Origin of the sequence: Serratia sp. CY84636 (assembly GCF_052166245.1) — a bacterium.
Taxonomy (GTDB): domain Bacteria; phylum Pseudomonadota; class Gammaproteobacteria; order Enterobacterales; family Enterobacteriaceae; genus Serratia; species Serratia nevei.
This window is the reverse complement of the sequence record NZ_JBJNOX010000015.1, coordinates 1-24,647: the sequence shown is the minus strand read 5'-3', so window position 1 is coordinate 24,647 and position 24,647 is coordinate 1. Positions and strand designations below refer to the sequence as shown.

The 24,647-nt window shown below is 58.7% G+C and carries 22 protein-coding genes and 1 rRNA gene; 10 read left to right on the top strand and 13 right to left on the bottom strand.

Going from position 1 to position 24,647, the window contains the following annotated elements; translation table 11 throughout:
* The first annotated feature begins 101 nt into the window (after positions 1-101).
* Both ACJ8QI_RS23650 and ACJ8QI_RS23645 read left to right on the top strand, forming a co-directional pair.
* Positions 102-1,502, top strand: a complete 1,401-nt coding sequence (locus tag ACJ8QI_RS23650) for a nucleobase:cation symporter-2 family protein (RefSeq protein ID WP_019452186.1) — start codon at positions 102-104, stop codon at positions 1,500-1,502.
* A gap of 128 nt (positions 1,503-1,630) precedes the next feature.
* A complete protein-coding gene (locus tag ACJ8QI_RS23645; RefSeq protein WP_442533171.1) occupies positions 1,631-3,292 on the top strand; it encodes an AsmA family protein in 1,662 nt (553 codons plus the stop codon).
* Between the two features lie 38 nt (positions 3,293-3,330).
* Here ACJ8QI_RS23645 and fabY read toward each other — a convergent pair whose 3' ends face one another.
* The 5 genes from fabY to typA all read right to left on the bottom strand — a co-directional run bounded on the left by fabY (position 3,331) and on the right by typA (position 8,259).
* A complete protein-coding gene (gene fabY, locus ACJ8QI_RS23640) occupies positions 3,331-4,278 on the bottom strand; it encodes a fatty acid biosynthesis protein FabY (protein ID WP_004931235.1) in 948 nt (315 codons plus the stop codon).
* Between the two features lie 21 nt (positions 4,279-4,299).
* A complete protein-coding gene (gene dtd, locus ACJ8QI_RS23635; protein ID WP_025304712.1) occupies positions 4,300-4,737 on the bottom strand; it encodes a D-aminoacyl-tRNA deacylase in 438 nt (145 codons plus the stop codon).
* Positions 4,734-5,627, bottom strand: coding sequence for a virulence factor BrkB family protein (locus tag ACJ8QI_RS23630; protein ID WP_049201866.1), 894 nt, complete (start codon positions 5,625-5,627; stop codon positions 4,734-4,736). The genes dtd and ACJ8QI_RS23630 overlap by 4 nt, the downstream gene beginning before the upstream one ends.
* Before the next feature lie 51 nt (positions 5,628-5,678).
* A complete protein-coding gene (yihX, locus tag ACJ8QI_RS23625; RefSeq protein ID WP_060425015.1) occupies positions 5,679-6,269 on the bottom strand; it encodes a glucose-1-phosphatase in 591 nt (196 codons plus the stop codon).
* Positions 6,270-6,435: 166 nt separating this feature from the next.
* A complete protein-coding gene (gene typA, locus ACJ8QI_RS23620; protein WP_004931243.1) occupies positions 6,436-8,259 on the bottom strand; it encodes a ribosome-dependent GTPase TypA in 1,824 nt (607 codons plus the stop codon).
* A 370-nt stretch (positions 8,260-8,629) separates the two neighbouring features.
* Here typA and glnA point away from each other — a divergent pair, with 370 nt between their 5' ends.
* From glnA to ACJ8QI_RS23600, 4 genes are all read left to right on the top strand, one after another.
* Positions 8,630-10,039 (top strand): glutamate--ammonia ligase, encoded by a 1,410-nt coding sequence (glnA, locus tag ACJ8QI_RS23615; protein ID WP_019452181.1) that lies wholly within the window; start codon positions 8,630-8,632, stop codon positions 10,037-10,039.
* A gap of 193 nt (positions 10,040-10,232) precedes the next feature.
* Positions 10,233-11,282 carry a nitrogen regulation protein NR(II) gene (gene glnL / locus ACJ8QI_RS23610; RefSeq protein WP_004931246.1) on the top strand — a complete coding sequence of 350 codons (1,050 nt, stop codon included), beginning with the start codon at positions 10,233-10,235 and terminating at the stop codon, positions 11,280-11,282.
* Positions 11,283-11,290: 8 nt separating this feature from the next.
* Complete coding sequence (gene glnG / locus ACJ8QI_RS23605) at positions 11,291-12,703, top strand: nitrogen regulation protein NR(I) (protein WP_015379452.1); 1,413 nt, start codon at positions 11,291-11,293, stop codon at positions 12,701-12,703.
* A 112-nt stretch (positions 12,704-12,815) separates the two neighbouring features.
* Entirely contained in the window at positions 12,816-12,938 is a 123-nt protein-coding gene (locus ACJ8QI_RS23600; protein ID WP_015379453.1) for a YshB family small membrane protein, read from the top strand.
* Between the two features lie 34 nt (positions 12,939-12,972).
* Here ACJ8QI_RS23600 and hemN read toward each other — a convergent pair whose 3' ends face one another.
* Both hemN and yihI read right to left on the bottom strand, forming a co-directional pair.
* Positions 12,973-14,346, bottom strand: a complete 1,374-nt coding sequence (gene hemN, locus ACJ8QI_RS23595; protein WP_100397012.1) for an oxygen-independent coproporphyrinogen III oxidase — start codon at positions 14,344-14,346, stop codon at positions 12,973-12,975.
* Between the two features lie 182 nt (positions 14,347-14,528).
* Entirely contained in the window at positions 14,529-15,068 is a 540-nt protein-coding gene (gene yihI / locus ACJ8QI_RS23590; RefSeq protein WP_071890410.1) for a Der GTPase-activating protein YihI, read from the bottom strand.
* A 734-nt stretch (positions 15,069-15,802) separates the two neighbouring features.
* On the opposite strand from yihI, the gene yihA reads away from it, so the two are divergent.
* Positions 15,803-16,447 (top strand): ribosome biogenesis GTP-binding protein YihA/YsxC, encoded by a 645-nt coding sequence (yihA, locus tag ACJ8QI_RS23585; RefSeq protein ID WP_019452177.1) that lies wholly within the window; start codon positions 15,803-15,805, stop codon positions 16,445-16,447.
* Positions 16,448-16,723: 276 nt separating this feature from the next.
* On the opposite strand, the gene ACJ8QI_RS23580 is transcribed toward yihA, so the two are convergent.
* Both ACJ8QI_RS23580 and polA read right to left on the bottom strand, forming a co-directional pair.
* On the bottom strand, positions 16,724-16,771 hold the full coding sequence (locus tag ACJ8QI_RS23580) for a spot 42 RNA, inhibition of DNA synthesis (protein WP_071892919.1): 48 nt from the start codon (positions 16,769-16,771) through the stop codon (positions 16,724-16,726).
* Between the two features lie 191 nt (positions 16,772-16,962).
* Positions 16,963-19,761: a DNA polymerase I gene (polA, locus tag ACJ8QI_RS23575; RefSeq protein ID WP_164268752.1), complete on the bottom strand. Its 2,799-nt coding sequence runs from the start codon at positions 19,759-19,761 to the stop codon at positions 16,963-16,965.
* A 497-nt stretch (positions 19,762-20,258) separates the two neighbouring features.
* Here polA and ACJ8QI_RS23570 point away from each other — a divergent pair, with 497 nt between their 5' ends.
* Positions 20,259-21,155, top strand: a complete 897-nt coding sequence (locus tag ACJ8QI_RS23570; protein ID WP_015379457.1) for an acyltransferase — start codon at positions 20,259-20,261, stop codon at positions 21,153-21,155.
* A 43-nt stretch (positions 21,156-21,198) separates the two neighbouring features.
* Here ACJ8QI_RS23570 and dsbA read toward each other — a convergent pair whose 3' ends face one another.
* The 3 genes from dsbA to ACJ8QI_RS23555 form a co-directional block, all read right to left on the bottom strand.
* Positions 21,199-21,822: a thiol:disulfide interchange protein DsbA gene (gene dsbA / locus ACJ8QI_RS23565; protein WP_004931264.1), complete on the bottom strand. Its 624-nt coding sequence runs from the start codon at positions 21,820-21,822 to the stop codon at positions 21,199-21,201.
* Positions 21,823-21,851: 29 nt separating this feature from the next.
* Positions 21,852-22,838 carry a serine/threonine protein kinase gene (locus ACJ8QI_RS23560; protein WP_084827033.1) on the bottom strand — a complete coding sequence of 329 codons (987 nt, stop codon included), beginning with the start codon at positions 22,836-22,838 and terminating at the stop codon, positions 21,852-21,854.
* 98 nt (positions 22,839-22,936) lie between these two features.
* The gene (locus tag ACJ8QI_RS23555; protein ID WP_004931268.1) at positions 22,937-23,206 is read right to left on the bottom strand and encodes a YihD family protein; all 270 of its coding nucleotides are present in this window, start codon (positions 23,204-23,206) and stop codon (positions 22,937-22,939) included.
* Between the two features lie 148 nt (positions 23,207-23,354).
* Here ACJ8QI_RS23555 and mobA point away from each other — a divergent pair, with 148 nt between their 5' ends.
* Both mobA and mobB read left to right on the top strand, forming a co-directional pair.
* Complete coding sequence (gene mobA / locus ACJ8QI_RS23550) at positions 23,355-23,945, top strand: molybdenum cofactor guanylyltransferase MobA (protein ID WP_336844458.1); 591 nt, start codon at positions 23,355-23,357, stop codon at positions 23,943-23,945.
* Entirely contained in the window at positions 23,942-24,460 is a 519-nt protein-coding gene (gene mobB, locus ACJ8QI_RS23545; RefSeq protein ID WP_442533170.1) for a molybdopterin-guanine dinucleotide biosynthesis protein MobB, read from the top strand. Before mobA ends, mobB begins: the two co-directional genes overlap by 4 nt.
* A gap of 72 nt (positions 24,461-24,532) precedes the next feature.
* On the opposite strand, the gene rrf is transcribed toward mobB, so the two are convergent.
* Positions 24,533-24,647: ribosomal RNA gene (gene rrf / locus ACJ8QI_RS23540) — 5S ribosomal RNA — on the bottom strand.

Genomic DNA, 24,647 nt, shown 5'->3' with positions numbered 1-24,647 from the left:
TAAGCGAGAAAGTCGGCAACATAATATTTACGCGCAACCGTTTGCTTTTGCGGGGCGGAGCATTAAAATGCCTGCTTTGCCGTATCTGGAAACGCCACACCATGAGCATGTCATCCTCCGAGCTTGATGCCGCGCGCCAAGCCGCCTCAGAACCCCGCGCCAGTGAACTGATTTATCGCCTGGAAGATCGCCCGCCGCTGCCGCAAACGCTGTTTGCCGCCGGCCAGCATCTGCTGGCGATGTTCGTCGCGGTGATCACTCCGGCCCTGCTGATCTGCCAGGCGCTGGGCCTGCCGGCACAGGATACCCAGCACATCATCAGCATGTCGCTGTTCGCCTCCGGTCTGGCTTCCATTCTGCAAATCAAAACCTGGGGGCCGGTGGGTTCCGGGCTGCTGTCGATTCAGGGCACCAGCTTCAACTTCGTTTCGCCGCTGATCATGGGCGGTCTGGCGCTGAAAAACGGCGGCGCCGACGTGCCGACCATGATGGCCGCGCTGTTCGGCACCCTGATGGTCGCTTCCTGCACCGAAATTTTGCTGTCGCGCGTGCTGCATCTGGCGCGCCGCATCATCACCCCGCTGGTTTCCGGCATCGTGGTGATGATCATCGGCCTGTCGCTGATTCAGGTCGGCCTGACCTCGATCGGCGGCGGCTACGCCGCGATGAACGATCACAGCTTCGGCTCGCCGAAAAACCTGCTGCTGGCCGGCGCGGTGCTGGCGGTGATCATCCTGCTGAACCGCCAGCGCAACCCTTATCTGCGCGTGGCTTCGCTGGTGATCGCCATGGCGGTCGGCTATCTGTTGGCCTGGGCGATGGACATGCTGCCCGCCGACGCACCGGCGGCCCCCACAGCGGCGATCACCATCCCCACGCCGCTCTATTACGGCCTGGGCTTCGACTGGAACCTGCTGCTGCCGCTGATGCTGATCTTTATGGTCACCTCGCTGGAAACCATCGGTGACATCACCGCCACCTCCGACGTCTCCGAACAGCCGGTCAGCGGGCCGCTGTACATGAAGCGCCTGAAGGGCGGCGTGCTGGCCAACGGCCTGAACTCGATGCTGTCGGCAGTGTTCAACACCTTCCCCAACTCCTGCTTCGGCCAGAACAACGGCGTGATCCAGCTGACCGGCGTCGCCAGCCGCTACGTTGGCTTCGTGGTGGCGCTGATGCTGATCGCGCTGGGGCTGTTCCCGGCGGTGGCCGGCTTCGTACAGCACATTCCCGAGCCGGTCCTGGGCGGCGCGACCATCGTGATGTTCGGCACCATCGCCGCCTCCGGCGTGCGCATCGTGTCGCGCGAGCGTCTGAACCGTCGCGCCATCATGATCATGGCGCTGTCGCTGGCCGTCGGCATGGGCGTCTCCCAGCAGCCGCTGATCCTGCAGTTCGCGCCGGACTGGCTGAAAACCCTGCTCTCTTCCGGCATCGCCGCCGGCGGTATTACCGCCATCGTGCTGAACCTGGTGTTCCCTCAGGAACACGAGAAAAAGTAACCCGTCCATTGATGTTCAAACGGCCGCTTGCGGCCGTTTTTTATTGTCTATCAGACCATTGCCCTTGAGATGCCCGGCCAATTGCGGCATAAACAGGGTATCTTTTTTGACCGATGCGGATGTAGACGATGAAATTTATCGGAAAGCTGTTGCTGACGTTGCTGCTGCTGATCGTGTTGGCGGTGGTGGTGCTGTACCTGGTGGGGCAAACTCGCTGGGCGGCAGGCCGCCTGAGCGCCTGGATCAGCGACAACAGCGAATACCGCCTGTCGATAGGAAAAATCACCCATTCGTGGAGCCAGCCGGACCAGATCGCTCTGGAAGACGTGCAGCTGGCGCGCAACGGCCAGCCGCAGGCGCTGGTCGCCAAACGCGTCGATCTCGGCCTCAGCCTGCGCCAAATCACCGAACCGCGCTATTTCCACAGCGTCACGCTGCGCGACGGCACGTTGAACGTGCAGCCCCAGGCGGCGGCGCTGCCTGTACAGGCCGACGTGCTGCAGCTGAGCAACATGGCGTTGCAGTCCAACGATAGCGAGTGGCAGCTCAACGCGCAGCAGGTCACTGCCGGCATCACGCCGTGGCGCCCGCTGGCCGGCCATCTGCTGGGGGACAACAACCAGTTCCAGTTCAGCGCCGGTTCGATGACGCTGAACGGCATACCCGCCTCGAAGGTGTTGGTGCAGGGGGAGCAAAAACAGGGCCAGCTGCGGTTGAACAACTTCGGCGCCAATCTGGCGCAGGGCGACCTGACCGGCGTGGCCAGCCGCGCCGCCGACGGCAGTTGGCAGGTGGATCGCCTGCGGCTGAGCGGCGTGCGCATGCAGACCCCGTTGACGCTGGCGGAATTCATGCAGCGCTTTACCACGCTGCCGCCGGTCACCCTCAAGCGTTTCGATCTGATCGACGCGCGCCTGGAAGGCAAGGCATGGGCGTTTAACGATCTCGATCTGTCGTTGCAAAACGTCAGCATCGAAAAAGGCGACTGGCGCAGCGAAGACGGCTCGCTCAACGTCAACGCCGGCGACGTGATCAACGGCAGTTTCCACCTGATCGACCCGATCGCCACCCTGCGGCTCTCTTCCGCCGGCATCGCCATTCAGCAATTCACCACCCGCTGGGAAGGCGGGCTGCTGCGCACCTCCGGCAACTGGCTGCGCGCCGGCAAACGCCTGCAGCTGGATGAAGTGGCCATGGCGGCGCTGGAGTACACCCTGCCGATCGACTGGCGCGAGCTGTGGCTGAAACCGCTGCCGGACTGGCTGGCGGAGGTGTACGTCACTAAACTGACCACCAACCGCAATCTGATCATCGATATCAACCCGGCATTCCCGTTCCAGATCACCGCGCTGGACGGCTACGGCAGCAACCTGCTGCTGGCGCGCGATCGCCAATGGGGCATCTGGTCCGGCTCGCTGAACCTGAACGGCAGCGAAGCGACCTTCAACAAGATAGACGTGCGGCGCCCTTCGCTGGCGCTGAACGCCGACGCCAATCAGATCGCCGTCACCGAGCTCAGCGCCTTTATGCCTAATGGGTTGCTTGAGGCCAAAGCGACCGTCGATCAGCTGCCGGGCAAGCCGTTCCAGCTGACGCTGCACGGCCGATCGGTACCGATCAACACTTTGCAGCAATGGGGATGGCAGCCGGTGCCGCTGACGGGCGACGGCAATCTTGAGCTGCAGTTGAAAGGGCTGCTGAACAGCGATGGGCCGTTCAAAGCCTCGTTGAAGGGCAATCTGCAGGCCACCGCCGGCGACGGCCAAGCGGTGAACCAACAACTGCCGTAATGCACTGCGCGGCCCGCCCTCAGGGCAGGGCCGCCGCCTTATTCTTCCAGCGCTTCAGAACCGCCCTGATCCAACGGCACATCCGGCTCGGCCGGCAACACCATGTAGGTGCCTTCGAACACCGCACCTTTATCCTCGTCGCCGAACAGATGCACTTCGGCGTGTACGCGCGCGCGGCGGCCGCGCGCCAGACGCGCCAAATCGCCGCTCAGCGAGCCGAGATCCGCCACCGCCCGCGGCCTGCCGGTGATCGGTTTGCTGTAGCGAATGTGCGCGTCCGCCAGAATGATGGTGCCGCCGAGATGGCGCTCGCGCAGCAGCAGCCAAATCAGCCCCCAGGCGGTCAGCGTCGCCAGCGAGAACAGGCTGCCGGCGAACAGCGTATGGTGTGGATTCTGGTTGCCGATCTCCGGCATGGTGGTGACGAAGCGCTGGCCGGTGTATTGGCTGATGCGCACGCCCATCTTTTCGCTCAGCGGGATATGTTCATACCAGGCCTGCTGCAGTTGGCCGCACCAGTCGGGGCGATGCAGGATATCGTCCAGCGTCGCTACCGGTTTGATCATCAAAAAGTGGCGGATCGGGGTGGTCTGCGGCGCAGTGATCTCCCCCTGATTGACGAACCCCAGCTTGGCGAAGAAGTCCACCGCGTCCTCACGAGCGCTACACACCACCCGCTTCACGCCCTCCTGCCGCGCAACGGACTCCAGCGTCATCGCCACCAGCGTCCCCAGCCCTTTATCCTGCAGCGTCGGGTCTACCGCCAGAAAACGGATCGCCGCCTCGTTGTCGGCATTGATGTACAGCCGCCCGATGGCGACGATTTTACCGGCCTCGTCCACCACCATTTGGTGATGGGCCATGGCGTCATAGGCATCCTTTTCCGAACCCACCGGCTGGTGCAGCGGCTTGCGCAGCATTTCCCAGCGAAACTGGTAATACTCCTTCAGTTCTTGCTCTGTTACGGGTACTCGTAGGTGATACATAGACGCCTGTTCTCCGAATGCTTAGACCTGTAGCCAGAATGTCACCGGACCATCGTTGACCAGCGCCACCTGCATGTCGGCGGCGAACTCGCCGGTCTGGGTCTCTACGCCGCGTTCGCGGCACTGGCCAACAAAATATTGATACAACCGATCGGCTTCCTGCGGCGCAGCACCGCGCGAGAAGCTGGGCCGCATGCCCTTTTGGGTGTCCGCCGCCAGGGTGAACTGCGAAACGACCAGCACGCTGCCCCCGGCCTGCTGGACGTTGAGATTCATCTTGTCGTTCTCGTCGCCGAAAATGCGGTATCCCAACACGCGTTCGCACAGGCGCTGCGCTTTTTGCTCGTTATCGCCCTGCTCCACGCCCAATAACACTAACAAACCGGGGCCAATCTTGCCTACCGTCTCGCCACCCACCGTGACGCTGGCGTTTAACACCCGTTGAATCAACGCAATCATTCCTGCTGCCCTTCTGGTTTCTGTTCCTGTTGCTCCGCCTTCTGCCGGCGGTAGTCGCGGTATTCGCCGATGGTCACGGTGATTTCCGCGCCGAGTAACACGATACACCAGCTCCAGTAGACCCACAGGAATAAAATCGGGATCACCGCCAGCACGCCGTAAATCAGCTGATAGGAGGGGAACATGGTGACGTACAGCGCGAATCCCTTCTTGCCCAGCTCGAACAGCAATCCGGCCACCACCGCGCCAATCAGCGCGTCTTTGGGCGGCACCCGCACCGTCGGCACGATGCAATACAGCAGCCAGAAGGAGATGCACGACAAAATCAGCGGGAAGATGCGCAGCACCTGATCCACCAAACCGTTGACGCCGGTCTGTGCCAGCCAGTTGAGCGACAGCAGGTAGGAGCTGATGGCCATGCTGGCACCCACCAGCAGCGGCCCCAGCGTCAGCACCATCCAGTACACGGCGAAGGAGAAGACGATCGGCCGCTTGTTCTTGCTGCGCCAGATGGTGTTCAACACGCTGTCCACCGAGGAGATCAGCAGCAGCGCGGTGACGATCAGCCCGCAGGTGCCGACGGCGGTCATCTTGTTGGAGTTGGCGACGAACTGTTCCAGGTAGTTCTGTATGACGTTGCCGGCGGCCGGCACGAAATTGGAAAAGATGAAGCTCTTCAGCTGTTCGCTGATGTCGGAAAACATCGGGAAAGCGGCGAACAGCGCGAACACCACGGTGACCAGCGGCACCAGCGACAGCAGGGAAACATAGGCGAGATGGCCCGCCAACATCGTCAGGCCATCGTGATCGATACGCTGGTACAGCAACCGTCCGAAGGTGACGCCGGGCTTAATCGCAGAGGGCAGCTTCTTGCGGCGGAAAAACGACATGGTCACTCCTTGATGTCAGTTGATACGCCTTAAGCTTAACGCGCCCTGCGCTCATTGGGCAAAATAGGCCGGCACCACGTCGCGATCGGTGACGTGCACCGTCTTGATCCCCAGCGCCTGCGCGGCGAGGACGTTCGCCGGGTGATCGTCGAAGAACACCGCGTCGGCGGCGGCGGTGTTTTCCGCAGCCAGCACATGTTGATAGATATCGGCCTCCGGCTTGCGCATGCCGAGATCTTGCGACAGATAAAGATGATCGGCGGCGGCGGCCACTTCAGGATAGTGCTGCGGCCAGTAGTTGCAGTGCAGACGGTTGGTGTTCGACAGCACCACCACCCGGTGACCCTCGTTGCGCAGGCGCTGCATGATGTCGATTACTTCCGGGCGCAGCGCGACAAATACCGCCTGCCAGCCGGTGGCGAATTGCTCGAAGCTGAGCGCGATGCCCATTTCATCGCACAGCTTGCCGGCGAAGTCTTCGTCGCTGATTTCACCGCGTTCATGTTGCTGGAATACCTCACCCATGGTGAAACGATCGGACAGCACCGCCAACGGCGTGCCGCTCAAATTGCTCCACACGCCCAGCACACGCTTGAAATCGATATCGACGATCACATTACCTAAATCAAAGATATACAGCATAGTCCTCTCCTGATGGGCCGGTGAGATTTCACTGTAGCGGGAAAAGGAACAGCTGAACAGGGAGCGAACGGAAAAGCGCATAGCGCGCCGCACAAACGGGGAACAACAGAGGAAAAAACTCAGGGCGCGAGAACCGCGCCCTAAGCATGAGACACTCAATCAGCGATTAAGCGTCTTTAGGACCGCGGCTGGCACGCTTACGATCGTTTTCCGTCAGGTGACGCTTACGGATACGGATCGAGGTTGGCGTCACTTCTACCAGTTCGTCGTCATCGATGAACTCCAGAGCTTGCTCCAGGGTCATTTTGATGGCCGGAACCAGGGTAGTCGCTTCGTCAGTACCGGAAGCACGCATGTTGGTCAGCTTCTTACCGGTCAGGCAGTTTACGGTCAGGTCGTTAGAGCGTGAGTGAATACCGATGATCTGGCCTTCATACACTTCTGCACCGTGGCCCAGGAACAGCTTGCCGCGATCCTGCAGGCCGAACAGCGCGAACGCTACCGCTTTGCCCTGGCCGTTGGAGATCAGCACGCCGTTCTGACGCTGGCCCACTTCGCCCGGACGCACGTCGTCGTAGTGGCTGAAGGTGGAGTACAGCAGGCCGGTACCCGAAGTCATGGTCATGAATTCGTTACGGAAGCCGATCAGACCGCGGCTTGGGATCACGTAGTCGAGACGCACGCGGCCCTTACCGTCCGGATCCATGTTTTTCAGGTCGGCTTTACGCTCACCCATCGCCTGCATCACGGAACCCTGATGCTGCTCTTCGATATCCAGCGTTACGTTCTCGAATGGCTCCTGCTTGCGGCCATCGATTTCACGGAAGATAACTTTCGGACGGGAAACCGCCAGCTCGAAACCTTCGCGACGCATGTTTTCGATCAGCACCGACAGGTGCAGTTCGCCACGGCCGGATACGCGGAAGGCGTCCGCATCGTCGGTTTCTTCAACGCGCAGCGCCACGTTGTGCACCAGCTCTTTGTTCAGACGATCAAGGATCTGACGCGAGGTCACGTACTTACCTTCTTTACCGCAGAATGGCGAGGTGTTGACGTTGAAGAACATGGTGACGGTCGGTTCGTCGACGGACAGCGCCGGCAGCGCTTCTACGGCGTTGGTGTCGCAGATGGTGTCGGAGATGTTCAGCTCGCCCAGGCCGGTGATGGCGATGATGTCGCCCGCTTCCGCCAGGGTGCTGTCGATACGTTCCAGACCCAGGTGGCCCAGCACTTTGCCCACTTTACCGTTGCGAGTTTTACCTTCGCTGTCGATGATGGTGACCTGCTGGTTCGGCTTCACTTTACCGCGCTTGATGCGGCCGATGCCGATAACGCCCAGGTAGTTGTTGTAGTCCAACTGGGAGATCTGCATCTGGAATGGCGCTTCCAGCTCAACCTGCGGCGCAGACACGTGGTCGACGATCGCCTGATACAGCGGGGTCATGTCTTCCGCCATGTCGGTGTGGTCGACGCCGGCGATGCCGTTCAGCGCAGAAGCGTAGATGATCGGGAAGTCGAGCTGCTCGTCGGTCGCGTCGAGGTTCACGAACAGGTCGAACACCTGATCCACAACCCAGTCAGGGCGCGCGCCAGGACGGTCAACCTTGTTGATGACCACGATCGGCTTCAGACCGTTGGCGAAGGCCTTCTTGGTCACGAAGCGGGTTTGCGGCATAGGGCCATCCATTGCATCCACAACCAGCAGCACCGAGTCAACCATCGACATCACGCGCTCTACCTCGCCGCCGAAGTCGGCGTGTCCTGGGGTATCCACGATGTTGATACGGTAACCGTTCCAATTAATGGCGGTGTTTTTTGCGAGGATGGTAATCCCACGCTCTTTCTCCAAATCGTTGGAGTCCATTACGCGTTCGGTCGCTTCCGCACGCTCTCCGAAAGTACCGGATTGTTGCAGCAGCTTATCAACCAGGGTGGTTTTACCATGGTCAACGTGGGCAATAATGGCGATGTTACGCAAATTTTCGATCACAGCTTTGCCTCGGGCATTAGAAATAGCGCGCTATTGTACACGTATTAAGCGAGGGACTAAACAAGATCACAACCATCTCTTATAAACAACCGCGTACCGGTCAGTTTGTGATCCCTTTCACGGTGCAAAAAGCCGCAATCGTTGCACTTTTGCACCATTTCGGTGCCCGCACCCACCCTTATTGCACCATAACAGTGCAATTTATCGTTGATGGTGCATACTGTGGCTGGGTAAAACCCGCGCAGAGAGGCGATAAAAGCCTTTTCTAAAAGTTGGCACGCTTTTCGCTTTAGTCTTTTCAAGGCGAAAAAAAGCCAGTTCCACAGATTCGTTCCACGACGACGACAATGATAAACCGGGAGAGTTAAGTATGTCCGCTGAACACGTTTTGACGATGCTGAATGAGCATGAAGTGAAATTCGTAGACCTGCGTTTCACTGACACCAAGGGTAAGGAACAGCACGTGACTATCCCGGCTCACCAGGTAAACGCCGACTTCTTCGAAGAAGGTAAAATGTTTGACGGCTCCTCTATCGGTGGTTGGAAGGGCATCAACGAATCTGACATGGTGCTGATGCCGGACGCCAGCACGGCGGTTCTGGATCCGTTCTTCGAAGAACCTACGCTGATCATTCGCTGCGACATTCTCGAGCCGGGCACCATGCAAGGCTACGATCGCGACCCGCGCTCCATCTCCAAACGCGCCGAAGACTTCCTGCGCTCTTCCGGCATCGCGGACACCGTGCTGTTCGGGCCAGAGCCTGAATTCTTCCTGTTCGACGACATCCGCTTCGGCAGCAGCATCCGCGGTTCCCACGTGGCCATCGACGACATCGAAGGCGCCTGGAACTCCGGCACAAAATACGACGGCGGCAACAAAGGCCACCGTCCGGCGGTGAAAGGCGGTTACTTCCCGGTTCCACCGGTCGACTCTTCGCAGGATCTGCGTTCTACCATGTGTCTGACCATGGAAGAGATGGGCCTGGTGGTTGAAGCGCACCACCACGAAGTGGCGACCGCCGGTCAGAACGAAGTGGCAACCCGCTTCAACACCATGACCAAGAAAGCCGACGAAATTCAGATCTACAAATACGTGGTGCACAACGTGGCGCACGCCTTCGGCAAAACCGCGACCTTCATGCCGAAGCCTATGTTCGGCGACAACGGTTCCGGCATGCACTGCCACATGTCGCTGTCCAAGAACGGCACCAACCTGTTCGCCGGCGACAAATACGGCGGCCTGTCTGAAACCGCGCTGTTCTACATCGGCGGCATCATCAAGCACGCCAAAGCGATCAACGCCCTGGCCAACCCGACCACCAACTCGTACAAGCGTCTGGTGCCAGGCTACGAAGCGCCGGTGATGCTGGCTTACTCCGCCCGTAACCGCTCCGCGTCCATCCGTATCCCGGTGGTCTCCAGCCCGAAAGCGCGCCGCATCGAAGCCCGCTTCCCGGATCCGGCGGCTAACCCATACCTGTGCTTCGCCGCGCTGCTGATGGCCGGCCTGGACGGCATCATCAACAAGATCCACCCTGGCGACGCCATGGACAAAAACCTGTACGACCTGCCGCCGGAAGAAGAAGCCGAGATCCCAAAAGTGGCCGGCTCGCTGGACGAAGCAATGGCCGCACTGAACGAAGACCGCGAGTTCCTGACCCGCGGCGGCGTGTTCACCGACGATGCGATCGATGCCTACATCGAACTGCGCAAAGAAGAGATGGACCGCGTTCGCATGACGCCACACCCGGTTGAGTTCGAACTGTACTACAGCGTCTAAGCCCTACCCGCGCCGTCTGCACAGGCGGGCGGCGCCCACATTTTTGTTATCGCTTTTTTGTTGCCGTGGAAACTTTCAGCCCATCTTCGGATGGGTTTTTTTCTCCACCGTATTTTCTGCAAAACTATTCCATACCGCGCCGATCCCGGATGGAGTAGGATAGATGCACTAAAAAGGTGCAGGAGTCTGCTGTATGGCAACTGGCAAGCTGCCCGATGCTGGGCAGATCCTCAATTCACTCATCAACAGCATCCTGCTGTTGGATGACTCACTGGCGGTTCACTACGCCAACCCGGCGGCACAGCAGCTGCTGGCGCAAAGCTCCCGCAAGCTGTTCGGCACGCCGCTGCCCGATTTGCTCGGTTATTTTTCGCTGAACGTCTCTTTGATGCGCGAAAGCCTGCGCGCCGGTCAGGGCTTCACCGACAACGAAGTGACCCTGGTGGTCGACGGCCGCGCGCATATCCTTTCCCTGACCGCTCAGGCGCTGCCGGAAGGCTATATCCTGGTCGAGCTGGCGCCGATGGACAATCAGCGCCGCCTGAGCCAGGAACAGCTGCAGCATGCCCAACAGGTGGCGGCCCGCGATCTGGTGCGCGGTTTGGCGCACGAGATTAAAAATCCGCTGGGCGGCCTGCGCGGCGCGGCGCAGCTGCTGGCCAAGGCGCTGCCCGATCCGGCGCTGACCGAATACACCAAGGTGATCATTGAGCAGGCCGATCGGCTGCGCAATCTGGTGGATCGCCTGCTCGGCCCACAGCGGCCCGGCCAGCACATTACCCAGAGCATTCATCAGGTCGCGGAGCGCGTCTGCCAGCTGGTGTCGCTGGAAATGCCGGATAACGTCACGCTGGTGCGCGACTACGATCCGAGCCTGCCGGAAATGGCCCACGACCCGGATCAGATTGAACAGGTGCTGCTGAACATCACCCGCAACGCGCTGCAGGCGCTGGGCGAAGCGGGCGGCACCATCACGCTGCGCACCCGCACCGCGTTTCAGATTACGTTGCACGGCACCCGCTACCGCCTGGCGGCGCGCATCGACGTCGAAGACGACGGCCCCGGCGTACCGGCGCAGCTGCAGGACACGCTGTTCTACCCGATGGTCAGCGGCCGTGAAGGCGGTACCGGCCTGGGATTATCCATCGCCCGCAATCTTATCGATCAGCATTGCGGAAAAATTGAATTCAACAGTTGGCCAGGTCATACCGAATTCTCGGTCTACCTGCCCATTCGTCAGTGAGGTTTGCTATGCAACGAGGGATAGTCTGGATCGTCGATGACGATAGCTCCATCCGCTGGGTGCTTGAGCGTGCGCTCACCGGCGCGGGCCTGAGCTGCGCCACCTTCGAAGGCGGCAATGACGTGCTGGAAGCCTTGGCCACGCAAACCCCCGACGTGCTGCTGTCCGATATCCGCATGCCGGGTATAGACGGCCTGGCGCTGCTCAAGCAGATCAAACAGCGCCATCCGATGCTGCCGGTGATCATCATGACCGCGCATTCGGATTTGGACGCCGCCGTCAGCGCCTATCAGCAAGGGGCCTTCGACTACCTGCCGAAGCCGTTCGACATCGACGAAGCGGTGGCGCTGGTCGAGCGCGCCATCAGCCATTATCAGGAGCAGCAGCAGCCGGTGCGCAGCCAGCCGGCCAGCGATCCGGCGGCGGACATCATCGGCGAAGCGCCGGCGATGCAGGACGTGTTTCGCATCATCGGCCGGCTGTCGCGTTCGTCGATCAGCGTGTTGATCAACGGCGAATCCGGCACCGGCAAGGAACTGGTGGCGCATGCGCTGCACCGACACAGCCCGCGCGCCAAGTCGCCGTTCATCGCCCTGAACATGGCCGCCATCCCCAAGGATCTGATCGAGTCCGAGCTGTTCGGCCACGAGAAAGGCGCCTTCACCGGCGCGAACCAAATCCGTCAGGGCCGCTTTGAACAGGCCGACGGCGGCACGCTGTTCCTCGACGAGATCGGCGATATGCCGCTCGACGTGCAAACGCGCCTGCTGCGGGTGCTAGCGGATGGCCAGTTCTACCGGGTCGGCGGCTATGCGCCGGTGAAGGTCGACGTGCGCATCATCGCCGCCACGCACCAGAACCTGGAGCTGCGGGTGCAGGAAGGCAAGTTCCGCGAGGATCTGTTCCACCGCTTGAACGTGATCCGCGTACACCTGCCGCCGCTGCGCGAGCGCCGTGAAGACATCCCGCGGCTGGCGCGCCACTTCCTGCAGATCGCCGCCAAAGAGTTAGGCGTCGAAGCCAAGAACCTGCACCCGGAAACCGAAACCGCGCTGACCCGCCTGCCCTGGCCGGGCAACGTGCGCCAGCTGGAGAACACCTGCCGCTGGCTGACGGTGATGGCCGCCGGGCAGGAAGTGCTGATCCAGGATCTGCCGGGTGAGCTGTTCGAAACCGCCGCGCCGGAAAGCCCCAGCCACAGTTTGCCGGACAGCTGGGCCACGCTGCTGGCGCAGTGGGCCGATCGCGCGCTGCGTTCCGGTCATCAAAACCTGCTGTCGGAAGCGCAGCCGGAAATGGAGCGCACGCTGCTCACCACCGCGCTGCGCCACACTCAGGGGCACAAACAGGAAGCCGCGCGCTTGCTGGGCTGGGGGCGCAATACCCTGACCCGCAAGCTTAAAGAGCTGGGCATGGAATAGGAGCAGGATGGATGATGAAAAACGCAGTCCGGCGCACAAAAAAACGCCAATCGCAGGCTTTACAGCCGGTGCGGGCGCAGTATGATCGTGTCGCACACTCTGGAGGTTGACGATGCTGGACTCTTTCATCGTATTCATTTCTCAGGGCGCGGAGCTGGGCTCCGCTGCCAGTCACACCCCGCAGGCGGCGGTTGCCGCGGTGTTGTGCGCCGCGCTGATTAACTTCTTCAGTTAAAAAAACAGCCGCATCAGCGGCTGTTTTTTCATCCTCAAATCACCCGTGAGAATTGCTGGCTGCGCGCCTGTTGCCGCAGATAGCGGTCAAAACACATGCAGATATTGCGGATCAGCAAGCGCCCGCGCGGCGTGACGCGGATGCCCTGCTCGTCCCGCTCCACCAGCCCATCGCGTTCAAACGGCGCCAGCAGCTGCAAGTCTTCGGCGAAGTAAGCGGTAAAGTCGATGCCGTATTGCCGTTCGAGCGGCTGATACGCCAACCGGAAATTGCAGATCAGGGTTTTGATCAGATCGCGCCGCAGGCAATCGTCGTCCGTCAACGCCAGCCCGCGCCACAGCGCATTACCCTGCGCCTGTACGCTGTCATAGTAATGCTTCAGCTCTTTCTGGTTCTGCGCATAGCTGTCGCCTAGCATGCTGATGGCCGACACGCCCAGCCCCAGCAGATCGCTGTCGCCCTGGGTGGTGTAGCCCTGGAAATTGCGGTGCAGCTTGCCTTCGCGTTGGGCGATTGCCAGCTCGTCGTCCGGGCGCGCAAAGTGATCCATGCCGATGAACTGATAGCCGGTGCCGGTCAAGAAAGCGATGCTCTGCTGCAGGATATCCAGCTTCTGCTGCGCGCCCGGCAGATCGGCGTCTTTGATTTTGCGCTGGGCAGCGAACAAGTTCGGCATATGCGCGTAGTTGAACACGCTGAGGCGATCGGGATTCAGCTCAGCCACCCGCTGCAGCGTGAAAGCGAAGCTTTCCGGCGTCTGTTTCGGCAGGCCGTAGATCAGATCGATATTGGTCGAGCGGAAGCCCAGCGCTTTAGCCCGCTCTATCAGGGCGAAGATAAAGGCCTCATCCTGCTCGCGGTTGACCAGCTGCTGCACCTGCTTGTCGAAATCCTGCACCCCCATGCTCAGACGGTTAAAGCCTTCTGCGCGTAAATGATCGAGCACATCCAGCTCTATCTCGCGCGGATCGACCTCGATCGACATCTCCGCATCGGGCAGGAAATCAAAGTGTTCGCGCAGCAACGCCACCAGCCGGCTGATTTGCGCTTTATCCAGGTAGGTCGGCGTACCGCCGCCCCAGTGCATCTGGCCGACCTTACGGCCGGCGAACAGCGGCGCACGGCAGGCGATCTCTTGCGCCAAAACGTTCAGGTATTCGTCGGCCTTGTGCGTCTGGCGCGTCACCAGCTTGTTGCAGCCGCAGAAGTAGCACAGCTTATGGCAGAAAGGGATATGCACGTACAGCGACAGCGGCCGCTCAGGGTAGCGCGCAGCGGCGCGTTGAAACGCCGCTTCGTCGTAGCGCTGGTTAAACTCCAGCGCCGTGGGGTATGAGGTATAACGCGGCCCTGAGTAGTTATATTTTTGGATCAGGGCCAAATCCCAGACAATCGTCTGCTCTGACATGCTCACTCCTTCCGATATCTTTTTCTACCGGGCCGGGAGAGGGGCGGTTGTCTGCGCTGTCTGGCCACGGAAGCGCTGCGAAAACGCGCTTTGCGCTTAGACAGCCGCCATAGTTTACCGAATAACCACAGCAGATAACACATCAAGAGTAGGGCTATTGTCGGGATTAGCCACATAGCGCGTTAAAAGGCGTCTTTCGGATTGCCGCCTTTCAGCAGCTTCAGAATATCTTCCTGCTTCTCTTCTTCTTCGTCGTCGTCTTCGCCCAGTTCGATGCCCAGCACGTCCATCAGCACATCGATGCGATCCAGCGTCTTGTCGACATACGCTTGCTCTTCCGCGTTCAGCGTTTCGCCGTCGTCGATGCGATCCAGCAGCGCGTTCAGGCGCTCGTCATTTTCCAGCTTCGCCAGCTCTTCTTCCGGCGACAGGCGCGGTTTCGCTTCGGCCTTTGGTTTCGGCTGCGGTTTGGCCTTCACTTTGGTCTCGTCGACCACCAGCGCAACCGGCACTTTACTGCCGATACGCGGATCTTTGGCTGCCGCCGCCGATTTGTTTTTCTGGCTGCCGGACTCGACCTGGGTGCGCGAACCGGAAGCGAGGCCACGGCGCTTTTTCAGGCGTTTGCGCTCGCGCGCTTCCTGATCGAGCTCCATACGGCTTTTCTTTTTCGTTTTTGACTTCGCCGCGCTGCCGCGAGGTGCTTTTGATGGCTGGTTCATAGCGTGTGCTCTTAGGTATGTAGATTCAGTATAGAATTGCGGCGGAATCTAGCAGAAAGCGGACAAAGAAAAAAGGCGGCAGGTTAAACCTGCCGCCTATTTCGCACCTTCTCGCGAAGGGTATTCCTGTTACGCGCTCCTTGCGTACATGCAACATCCCGGTTTTTCCCTCTGCTATAACCGCATTCCCTGCCACTACGTCCTTCATCCTGAAAGAAAAATCGTCCATGGCGCAATCCATTCGCATCCGCTCTTCCCGAGCGCGCTTCCTGCGGGCATCCAAATTGCCGATACTTCACCATCCGATGTGCCTGCCGCCTATTCCGGTGCGAAAGGGTCACTTCCTTTTGCGTTCATCCTGGCACTCATTGCACGCCCTGTGCGTTCCCTGAGATTTGTCATCCTTCCCGGATGTTCCCTAATCCTGCGCAACCCTGCGTTAACGACTACTTTACGTTATTGTTGCGAAGGCTCAAGGCACCTGACACCGTTTTGGATGACATTTCCCTACAACGAAAAAACAACATGTTGTTTTTAAAATAAAAACAGAAATATCACTTTCGAATAAAGCGACATTACCCGCGATTCGAATGGCAAATGTCTCACAACCTACGCGCGGCATAACTGTCGTTTTATCGCGTCCCACCGCTTAAAAACCGAGAAACACGCCATTTTTACCGCTGATGCAGTTATAATCGCCAACCAGTTAGCCATCCTCACGGAGACGAAAAATTTTGACCAGCAAGAACTACAACTATCATGTGACCCATTTCGTCACCAGCGCACCCGATATTCGCCATCTGCCGGGGGATGCAGGAATTGAAGTCGCCTTTGCCGGCCGTTCCAACGCCGGGAAATCCAGCGCGCTGAATACCCTGACCAACCAAAAAAGCCTGGCGCGCACCAGTAAAACGCCGGGGCGCACCCAGCTGATCAACCTGTTCGAAGTGGAAGACGGCATCCGCCTGGTCGACCTGCCGGGTTACGGCTACGCCGAAGTGCCGGAAGAGATGAAGCGCAAATGGCAGCGCGCGCTGGGCGAATACCTGCAGATGCGCAACAGCCTGAAGGGCCTGGTGGTGCTGATGGATATCCGCCATCCGCTGAAAGATCTCGACCAGCAGATGATCCAGTGGGCGGTCGACGTCGGCACCCCGGTGCTGGTGCTGCTGACCAAGGCCGACAAACTGGCCTCCGGCGCACGCAAGGCGCAGCTCAATATGGTGCGTGAAGCGGTGCTGCCGTTTATGGGGGATATCCAGGTTGAAGCCTTCTCGTCGCTGAAGAAAATCGGCGTCGACAAGCTGCGCCAGAAGCTGGATACCTGGTTTAACGAGATCCCGCCGGAAGTGCTGCCGGAAGACGAAGCCGGCGAATAAGCCCAGGCTGAACGCCAGAGCCGATGCCTCACCGCATCGGCTTTTTTATGCCCGCAGTTCAGCCACAGGCGGGATTTTTTGTTATCTAATTACAGTTCTGAAATAAAGCCATCATAAAAACTTATCGCCAGGCAGGCTGATCTCACCAAATCACGGCGTTGAGGGAGCGGGAGCGGGAACGAAAAACGGTGCGAAGAGATAGGAAAAAAGTATGGTTTGCTGCTGTTTTTACAATAAAAAACGCCCCAGTCAATACTGACTGGGGCGGCTAAATATTCAGCCAAATCCGATTACGTGAAGTAAAAGGTCTGAAAGATAGAACATCTTACCTCTGTACCCTACGCCTGTAACTCTACATCATTTTTTCGCAGGGAAAAAGAATTTTTTGTAGTTTACTTACACAATTTGCGGCGCAAGAACGGCGAAGTTGGGGAAACTATCGCCGCATCTTGTAGCTTAATTACGAAAAATGCTTAGGTTCTCGCCAGTTAGCACATCCGGCGATAAACCGGCGATCAGTGCGCCTCATCCCAGTTCATGCCGACGCCCACGTCGACCTTCAACGGCACCGCCAGCGTCATGCTGCCCTCCATCAATTGGCGGATACGTTGGCTGGCTTCTTCGATCACCGACTCGTGCACCTCAAACACCAATTCATCGTGCACCTGCATGATCGCGCGCACCAGCGGCTTCTCCTGCCCTTGCAGCCAGGCGTCGACCTCGATCATCGCACGTTTGATAATGTCGGCCGCCGTGCCCTGCATCGGGGCGTTGATGGCGGCACGCTCGGCCGCCTTGCGGCGCATGGCGTTGCTGGAGCGGACGTCCGGCAGATACAGGCGGCGCCCATCCAGCGTGCTGACATAGCCCTGTTCGGAAGCCTGCTGGCGGGTGCGCTCCATGTAGTCCAGCACGCCCGGGTAACGCTCGAAGTACAGATCCATATAGCGCTGGGCTTCCCCACGCGGGATCCCCAGCTGACGCGCCAGGCCGAAGGCGCTCATGCCGTAAATCAGACCGAAGTTAATCGCCTTGGCGCTGCGGCGCTGTTCGCCGGTCACTTTATCCAACGGCACGCCGAAGACTTCCGACGCCGTGGCGCGGTGAATGTCTTTCCCTTCGGCGAAGGCCTTCAGCAGCCCTTCATCCTGTGACAGATGCGCCATGATGCGCAGCTCGATCTGCGAGTAGTCGGCCGCGACGATGCGGTAACCTTCCGGCGCGATAAAGGCCTGGCGAATGCGTCGCCCTTCATCGTTGCGCACCGGGATGTTCTGCAGGTTCGGATCGCTCGAGGAGAGACGCCCGGTCGCGGTCACCGCCTGATGGTACGAGGTATGCACCCGGCCGCTGACCGGATTGATCATCAGCGGCAGCTTGTCGGTATAGGTGGTCTTCAGCTTCGCCAGGCCGCGGTATTCCAGGATCACCTTCGGCAGCGGGTAGTCCAGCGCCAGCTCGGCCAGCACTTCTTCGTTAGTGGAGGGCGCCCCGCCCGGGGTTTTCTTCAGCACCGGCAGCTTTTGTTTTTCGTACAGGATAGCCTGCAGCTGCTTGGTCGACGCCAGGTTGAACGGCTCTTCCGCCAGCTCATGGGCCTGCGCCTCCAGTTCCGCCAGACGCTTGGCCAGCTCCTGGGAGTGGGCCGACAAAATGGCCGGATCGATCAGCACCCCGGTGCGTTCAATATGCGAGAGCACCGGCAGCAGCGGCATTTCAATCTCGTTGAACACCGTCAGCAGCTCTGCGCTCTGCTTCAGCTGCGGCCACATCGCCAGGTGCAGCTGCAGCGTGACATCCGCGTCTTCGGCGGCGTAAGGCGCCGCCTGCTCCAGGGCGATCTGGTTGAACGTCAGCTGGTTCTTGCCCTTGCCAGCGATTTCTTCGAAGGTGATGGTTTTGTGGCCCAGATAACGATCGGCCAGGCTGTCCATATCATGACGGCCGCCGACGCTGTCCAGCACATAGGACTCCAGCATGGTGTCGTAGGCGATACCGCGCATCTCAATGCCGTAGCGCGCCAGCAGGCTCATATCGAACTTCAGGTTTTGCCCGACCTTCAGCGCTTTATCGTCCTCCAGCAGCGGCTTGAGCGCTTCCAGCACGTAGGCGCGATCCAGCTGTGGCGGGGCATCCAGATAATCGTGCGCCACCGGCAAATAAGCCGCTTCGCCCGGTGCAATCGCGAAGGACAGACCGATCAGGTTGGCGGTCAGGGTATCCAGGCCGTCGGTTTCGGTATCGAAGGCAAACACGTCGGCCTTTTTCAGCCGCGCCAGCCAGTCGGTAAAGGTCGCTTCATCCAGGATAGTGACATACCCCTCCTGGGACAGCTTGGCCTCCGCCAGCGCCTTCGGCGCTTCCGCCGCGGCGGCCGGTTTGGCGGCGCCGGCAGCTTTCGCACCCGCGCCTTTCTTGTTTTCCAGCCATACGCCGGCTTCCACGTCCGCCAACCAGCGTTTGAACTCGTACTGTTTGAACAGCTGTTGCAGCGTATCGACATCCGGCTCGGACACCGTCAGCTCAGCGCAGGTCAGATCCAGCTCGACGTCGGTTTTGATCGTCGCCAGCTTATAGGAGAGATACGCGACCTCTTTATTCTGCTCCAGCTTGGCCGCCATGGTTTTGGCACCGCGGAAGCTCAGCGTGGCGATGCTCTCCAGATTGCCGTACAAAGCATCCAGCCCACCGATGCCCTGCAGCAACGCCTGGGCGGTTTTCTCGCCCACGCCCGGCACGCCGGGAATGTTGTCCGACGAATCGCCCATCAACGCCAGGAAGTCGATGATCAGCTCCGGCGGAATACCGTACTTGTCGCACACTTCCTGCGGGCCGAGGATCGTGTTGTTCATGGTGTTGATCAGGGTGACGTTCGGTGTCACCAGCTGCGCCATGTCTTTGTCGCCGGTGCTGATCAGCACCGCGTGGCCGGCCTTTTCGGCCTCCAGCGCCAGCGTACCGATAACGTCGTCCGCCTCAACGCCGGGCGTCACCAGCAGCGGCAGGCCCATCGCCTTGACCATGTTGTGCAACGGCTCGATCTGCGCTCGCAGATCGTCCGGCATCGGCGGCCGGTGCGACTTGTATTCGGCGAACAGCTCATCGCGGAAAGTCTTCCCTTTGGCATCAAACACCACGGCAACGTGGCTCGGTTGATACTGCAGCAACAGGCTGCGCAGCATATTCAGCACGCCGTACATCGCGCCGGTCGGCTCGCCCGCCGAGTTGGTCAGCGGCGGGAAGGCGTGATAAGCGCGGTAGAGGTAGGAGGAACCGTCAACCAGGATTAGTGGGTTTTCTGCAATCTGGGCCATAGCGTTTCTTTATCGTGATCGGACATAGGGGTAAGCATGCCATAGCTGGCCGCCGGAGACGAACCTTAGCGTGCATTACGGACGAAAATGATGTGATGGTGCGTGAGGATCCGCAAGATCTTACCTGTGGATAACTTTGTGCATAGAAAAGAGACCGAATTATAACGCTCCGATTATCGTTATAACGGCGAATAAAATTCCTATTTAAATCACCGCGTTAAAAGAACGAATTCCGGCGACGCTTTATTACTGGCTTTTATTGGATTTGTGGATATAACTTTCGCCGGATTTTAATCGCACTATTAATCAAATTCGGCGCCTCAATTACCCTAGCACAAGCTGGGAAAGTTGCACGAAAACTCAGCAAATGGTTATCCAATGAGACGAAAAACAGTCATTTTTAGCGGCGCTTTACCCCGGCGATTTCTGTTAAAATATGTTTTTGTTCATGCGCTTCGGCATGCAACGATGTTCTCAACAACCGTCAGCCCATAACCATGCCAAGATTGTTAACGCCTGTTATCTTTATCATTTCCGTCATACTCACGATTCTGGTGACGGTGTTGTGCTCCATCCCCATCACGCTGGCCGGCATCGTGAAACTCCTGGTGCCCATTCCCGCCGTTTGGCGATATATCTCGGCTTTTGCCGATTTCATGATGTGGTGCTGGTGTCAGGGGCTGGCGCTGTTATTGCGCATTAACGGGCAATTACGTTGGGATATTGAAGGGCTGGAGGGGCTGGATCGAAAAAACTGGTATCTGCTGATCAGCAACCACGAAAGTTGGTCGGACATTGTCGTATTGTGCGTGCTGTTCAGAAATCATATTCCAATGAATAAGTACTTCCTCAAGCAACAGTTAGCCTGGGTGCCTTTTGTAGGTCTGGCCTGTTGGGCGCTGGACATGCCATTCATGAAACGTTACTCCCGCGCCTATTTACTCAAGCATCCGGAGAAACGCGGCAAGGATATCGAAACGACGCGCCGTTCCTGCGAAAAATTCCGTCAGCGTCCAACCACCATCGTCAATTTCGTCGAGGGTTCGCGCTTCACGGAAGCCAAGAAAATTAAAAGCAATTCGCCGTATCGCAATTTGCTGGCGCCCAAAGCCGCCGGCATTGCGTTTACGCTCAGCGCGCTGGGCAATCAGTTCGACAAAGTGTTGAACGTTACCCTGCTCTATCCGGAAAATAACCAACGGCCCTTTATGGATATGCTGTGTGGGCGGCTGACGCGTATCGTGGTAAGAATAGAAACGCTGCCGATCGATGAAACCCTGCACGGGGACTACTTCAACGACAAACAGTTCAAGCGGCGCTTCCAGCTGTGGCTGAATACGCTGTGGCAGGAAAAAGATCGGTTGCTGGATAAATTGAAGCGGCAATACGGGTAAAAAAAACGCCGGCAATGCCGGCGTTTTTCATGCTGAATCAGGCTTATTTCTGCTGGCTAAGGAATTTAACCACGTCGGCGAACTGCTTCACGTACGCGTCCATCGAGCTGGTGTCCAGGCCATCGTTTTTAACCATGTATTTGCCGTTCACGAATACCGCCGGCACACCGCGCAGCTGCAGATCTTCCGCGGCTTTCTCCTGTTGAACCACCAGAGATTTCACCACGAAGCTGTTCCAGGCCGCGTCATAATCAGCGGCGGTCACGCCCGCTTTCACGAAGACGTTACGGATATCGTCCGGCGTTTGCACGGTCTGGGTTTTCTGTACCGCTTCAAACATCAGCGGGCTTACTTTGTCTTCCACGCCCAGCGCCATCGCAACCGCCCATGCCTGAGTCAGCTGTTTGCCCAACGGCCCCAGGAACTCCACGTGGTACTTGGTCATTTTGGTGCCGGCAGGCAAGGCCTTCTTCACGTTTTCAGACACGTGATAGACCTGCTCGAACTGGTAGCAGTGCGGGCAGTAGAAGGAGAAGAACTCCAGCACCTGCGGCTCGCCGGTCACCGGCTTGTCCAGGGTCACGTACTGAGCGCCATCGCTAAACTGTGCCGCCGAGGCACTGAATGCCATCACCATGCCAACGAGCGCCAACCATATTTTTTTCATAAGACTAAACTCTCCATTGTGTTAAAGCTTCAATACATTGGCGTCAGCTGCAGAGGAGGCTCCTGCAACAGCTTAACCTGTTCGGTGAAGGCCGCAGTCTGAGACAACCAGAAATCAGACTCCGCCATCCACGGAAAACTCTTAGGAAAGGCCGGATCCTGCCAACGGCGGGCGACCCAGGCCAGGTAATACACCATGCGCATCGCCCGCAGCGGCTCGATCAACGCCAACTCGCGCTGATCGAACTCGGCAAATTCACCGTACGCCTCCAGCAAGACGTCCAACTGCATCAGTTGATCGCGGCGTTCGCCGTGCAGCAGCATCCACAAGTCCTGCACCGCAGGGCCATTACGTGCGTCATCAAGATCGACGAACAGCGGGCCGTCGCGCCACAAAATATTGCCCGGATGGCAATCACCGTGCAAACGGCGCGGCTGCCAGTTCAGATGCCAGTGCGGCTTGATCGCCGCGATCAGGTTATCCGTCGCCTGCAGGAACCCCTCACGCTGCGCTGCCGGCAACAGCTCGCAACCGGCCAACACCTGACGCGGGGCGGTGAGATACTCTTCAACCCCCATCGTCGGCCGCTCGGCGAACAAACGCTCACCACCGACCTGATGGATACGCCCCAAGAAACGACCCACCCATTCCAACTGATCCAGGTTGTCTATCTCGTACTGCCGCCCGCCCACGCTGGGGAACAGGGTAAAGAAGAACCCAGCGTGCGTATGCAGCGTAGCGCCTTGCAACGCCAACGGCGCTACCGCCGGGATCTCCGCCTTCGCCAGATCCAGAGCGAACTGGTGCTCCTCACCGATCTGCGCAGCGCTCCAGCGCTCCGGGCGGTAAAACTTCACTACGTAGCGCCGGCGATCTTCATCCATAAACTGATAGACGCGGTTCTCGTAGCTGTTCAGCGCCGTCAGACCGGAGTCGACGCGCAGGCCAACCCCTTCTAGCGCGTCCATAATCAAGTCGGGCGACAGAGTGTCGAAATTAAAAGCAGAGTTATTCATAACGTTCGTTTGATCGCTGACAGCACGGTGCCGGGAATGAGAAATAGTAGCATTAATGGCACGTTTCACGAGCTATGCTTTCTCGCACCGCACGAAGGTCAGTCCTTAATAACCCCGCGAGCGCGCAACAGCGCCGTTTTAAAATCTTCTTCGTAATCTTTCTTCAGGCCCGGGATCTGATCCGTGCCGGCGCTGCCGCGCATTTTCAGGTGATAAATAAGAATATCATCGCTCAGCTCGGACAACTCGCCCTGGAAGCCCGCTTCCTTCGCCAGTTTTTGCAAAAACTGCATCAAATTGAGATCGGGATCTTCCTGCCAGGCCGGGTGCAACAGCTCGATCAACTCGTTTACGCGATGCGTTTTCATCTCAATATCGTCCAATAGCATGAATAAACTCACAAAGTAACAGGCTTACCCACGCAGTGAAAGAACCGGCTTGTCAATAAAGGTAAATCCTGATGTCTCGCCGGCTTTAGCGCTACAATCAGCGCATCGACAAGGCGGGATAAACGAGATGCATAAAGAAATCAGCGGCGTAATTTTGGCCGGCGGGCGAGCCACGCGCATGGGCGGTGAGGATAAAGGACTGGTGTCGATTGGCGGTATCGCACTCTATCAGCATGTTCTGGCCCGGTTACGGCCGCAGGTGGCTTCCGTCGCCATCAGCGCCAACCGCAATCAGGCACGCTACCAGGCGAGCGGTTTGCCGGTGATTGGCGATCTGACGCCCGATTTCGCCGGGCCGTTGGCCGGGATGCTCGCCGGGCTCAAGCAATCTCCCAACGAGTGGGTGGCCTTCGTCCCTTGTGACGTCCCCGACTTTCCCGCCGACTTAGTCGCGCAGCTATGGCAGCAAAAAGGCGCAGCGCCAGCGGCCTTTGCCAGCGATGGTGAACGAGATCACCCTACGCTGGCGTTATTGCATACCCAAACAGCGCCGCAGCTGGCTGACTATCTGACGCGGGGTGAACGCAAGCTGATGCTGTTCTTGCATCAGATTAACGCACAACGCGTGGTGTTCCGCGGGCAACAAGCGGCATTTCATAATCTGAATACGCCGGAAGACTGCCGGAATTGGCAGCAAGCACGAGAGCTAAAGAAATGAATCGTTCATTGCCCCCCTTGCTGGCCATCGCTGCCTATAGTGGAACGGGAAAAACCACCCTGCTCAAACAGCTGATCCCGATGCTGAAACAGCGCCAGGTGAGGGTTGGGTTGATAAAGCATACGCATCATGACATGGATGTGGATACGCCGGGCAAAGACAGCTATGAGCTGCGCAAAGCGGGTGCCGACCAAACGCTGGTCGCCAGCGATCGCCGCTGGGCATTAATGACCGAAACGCCGGAACAACAACCTTTGGACCTGCTCTACCTGGCAGAACGTTTTGATGCCGATAAGGTCGATTTGATTCTGGTGGAAGGGTTCAAACATGAGCCGGTCAGCAAGATCCTGCTTTATCGGGCCGAGATCGGCAGACCGTTGGAAGGCATGCTGGATCAGTTTGTCGTGGCGGTAGCCAGCGATCGGCCGCTATCCATCGCGGCTAAGCAATTGGATCTCAATCAACCGGAAAGCATCGCCGATTTTATTGTCGAGTGGTTGAACGGCGCAGCGTAGCTGCGCTTTTTTGCATTTTACGCATAGCAAAAATCCCTGAACTGATGTTCAGGGCTTTTTGCTTTGTTTGATGCCTGGCAGTGTCCTACTCTCGCATGGGGAGACCCCACACTACCATCGGCGCTACGGCGTTTCACTTCTGAGTTCGGCATGGGGTCAGGTGGGACCACCGCGCTATTGCCGCCAG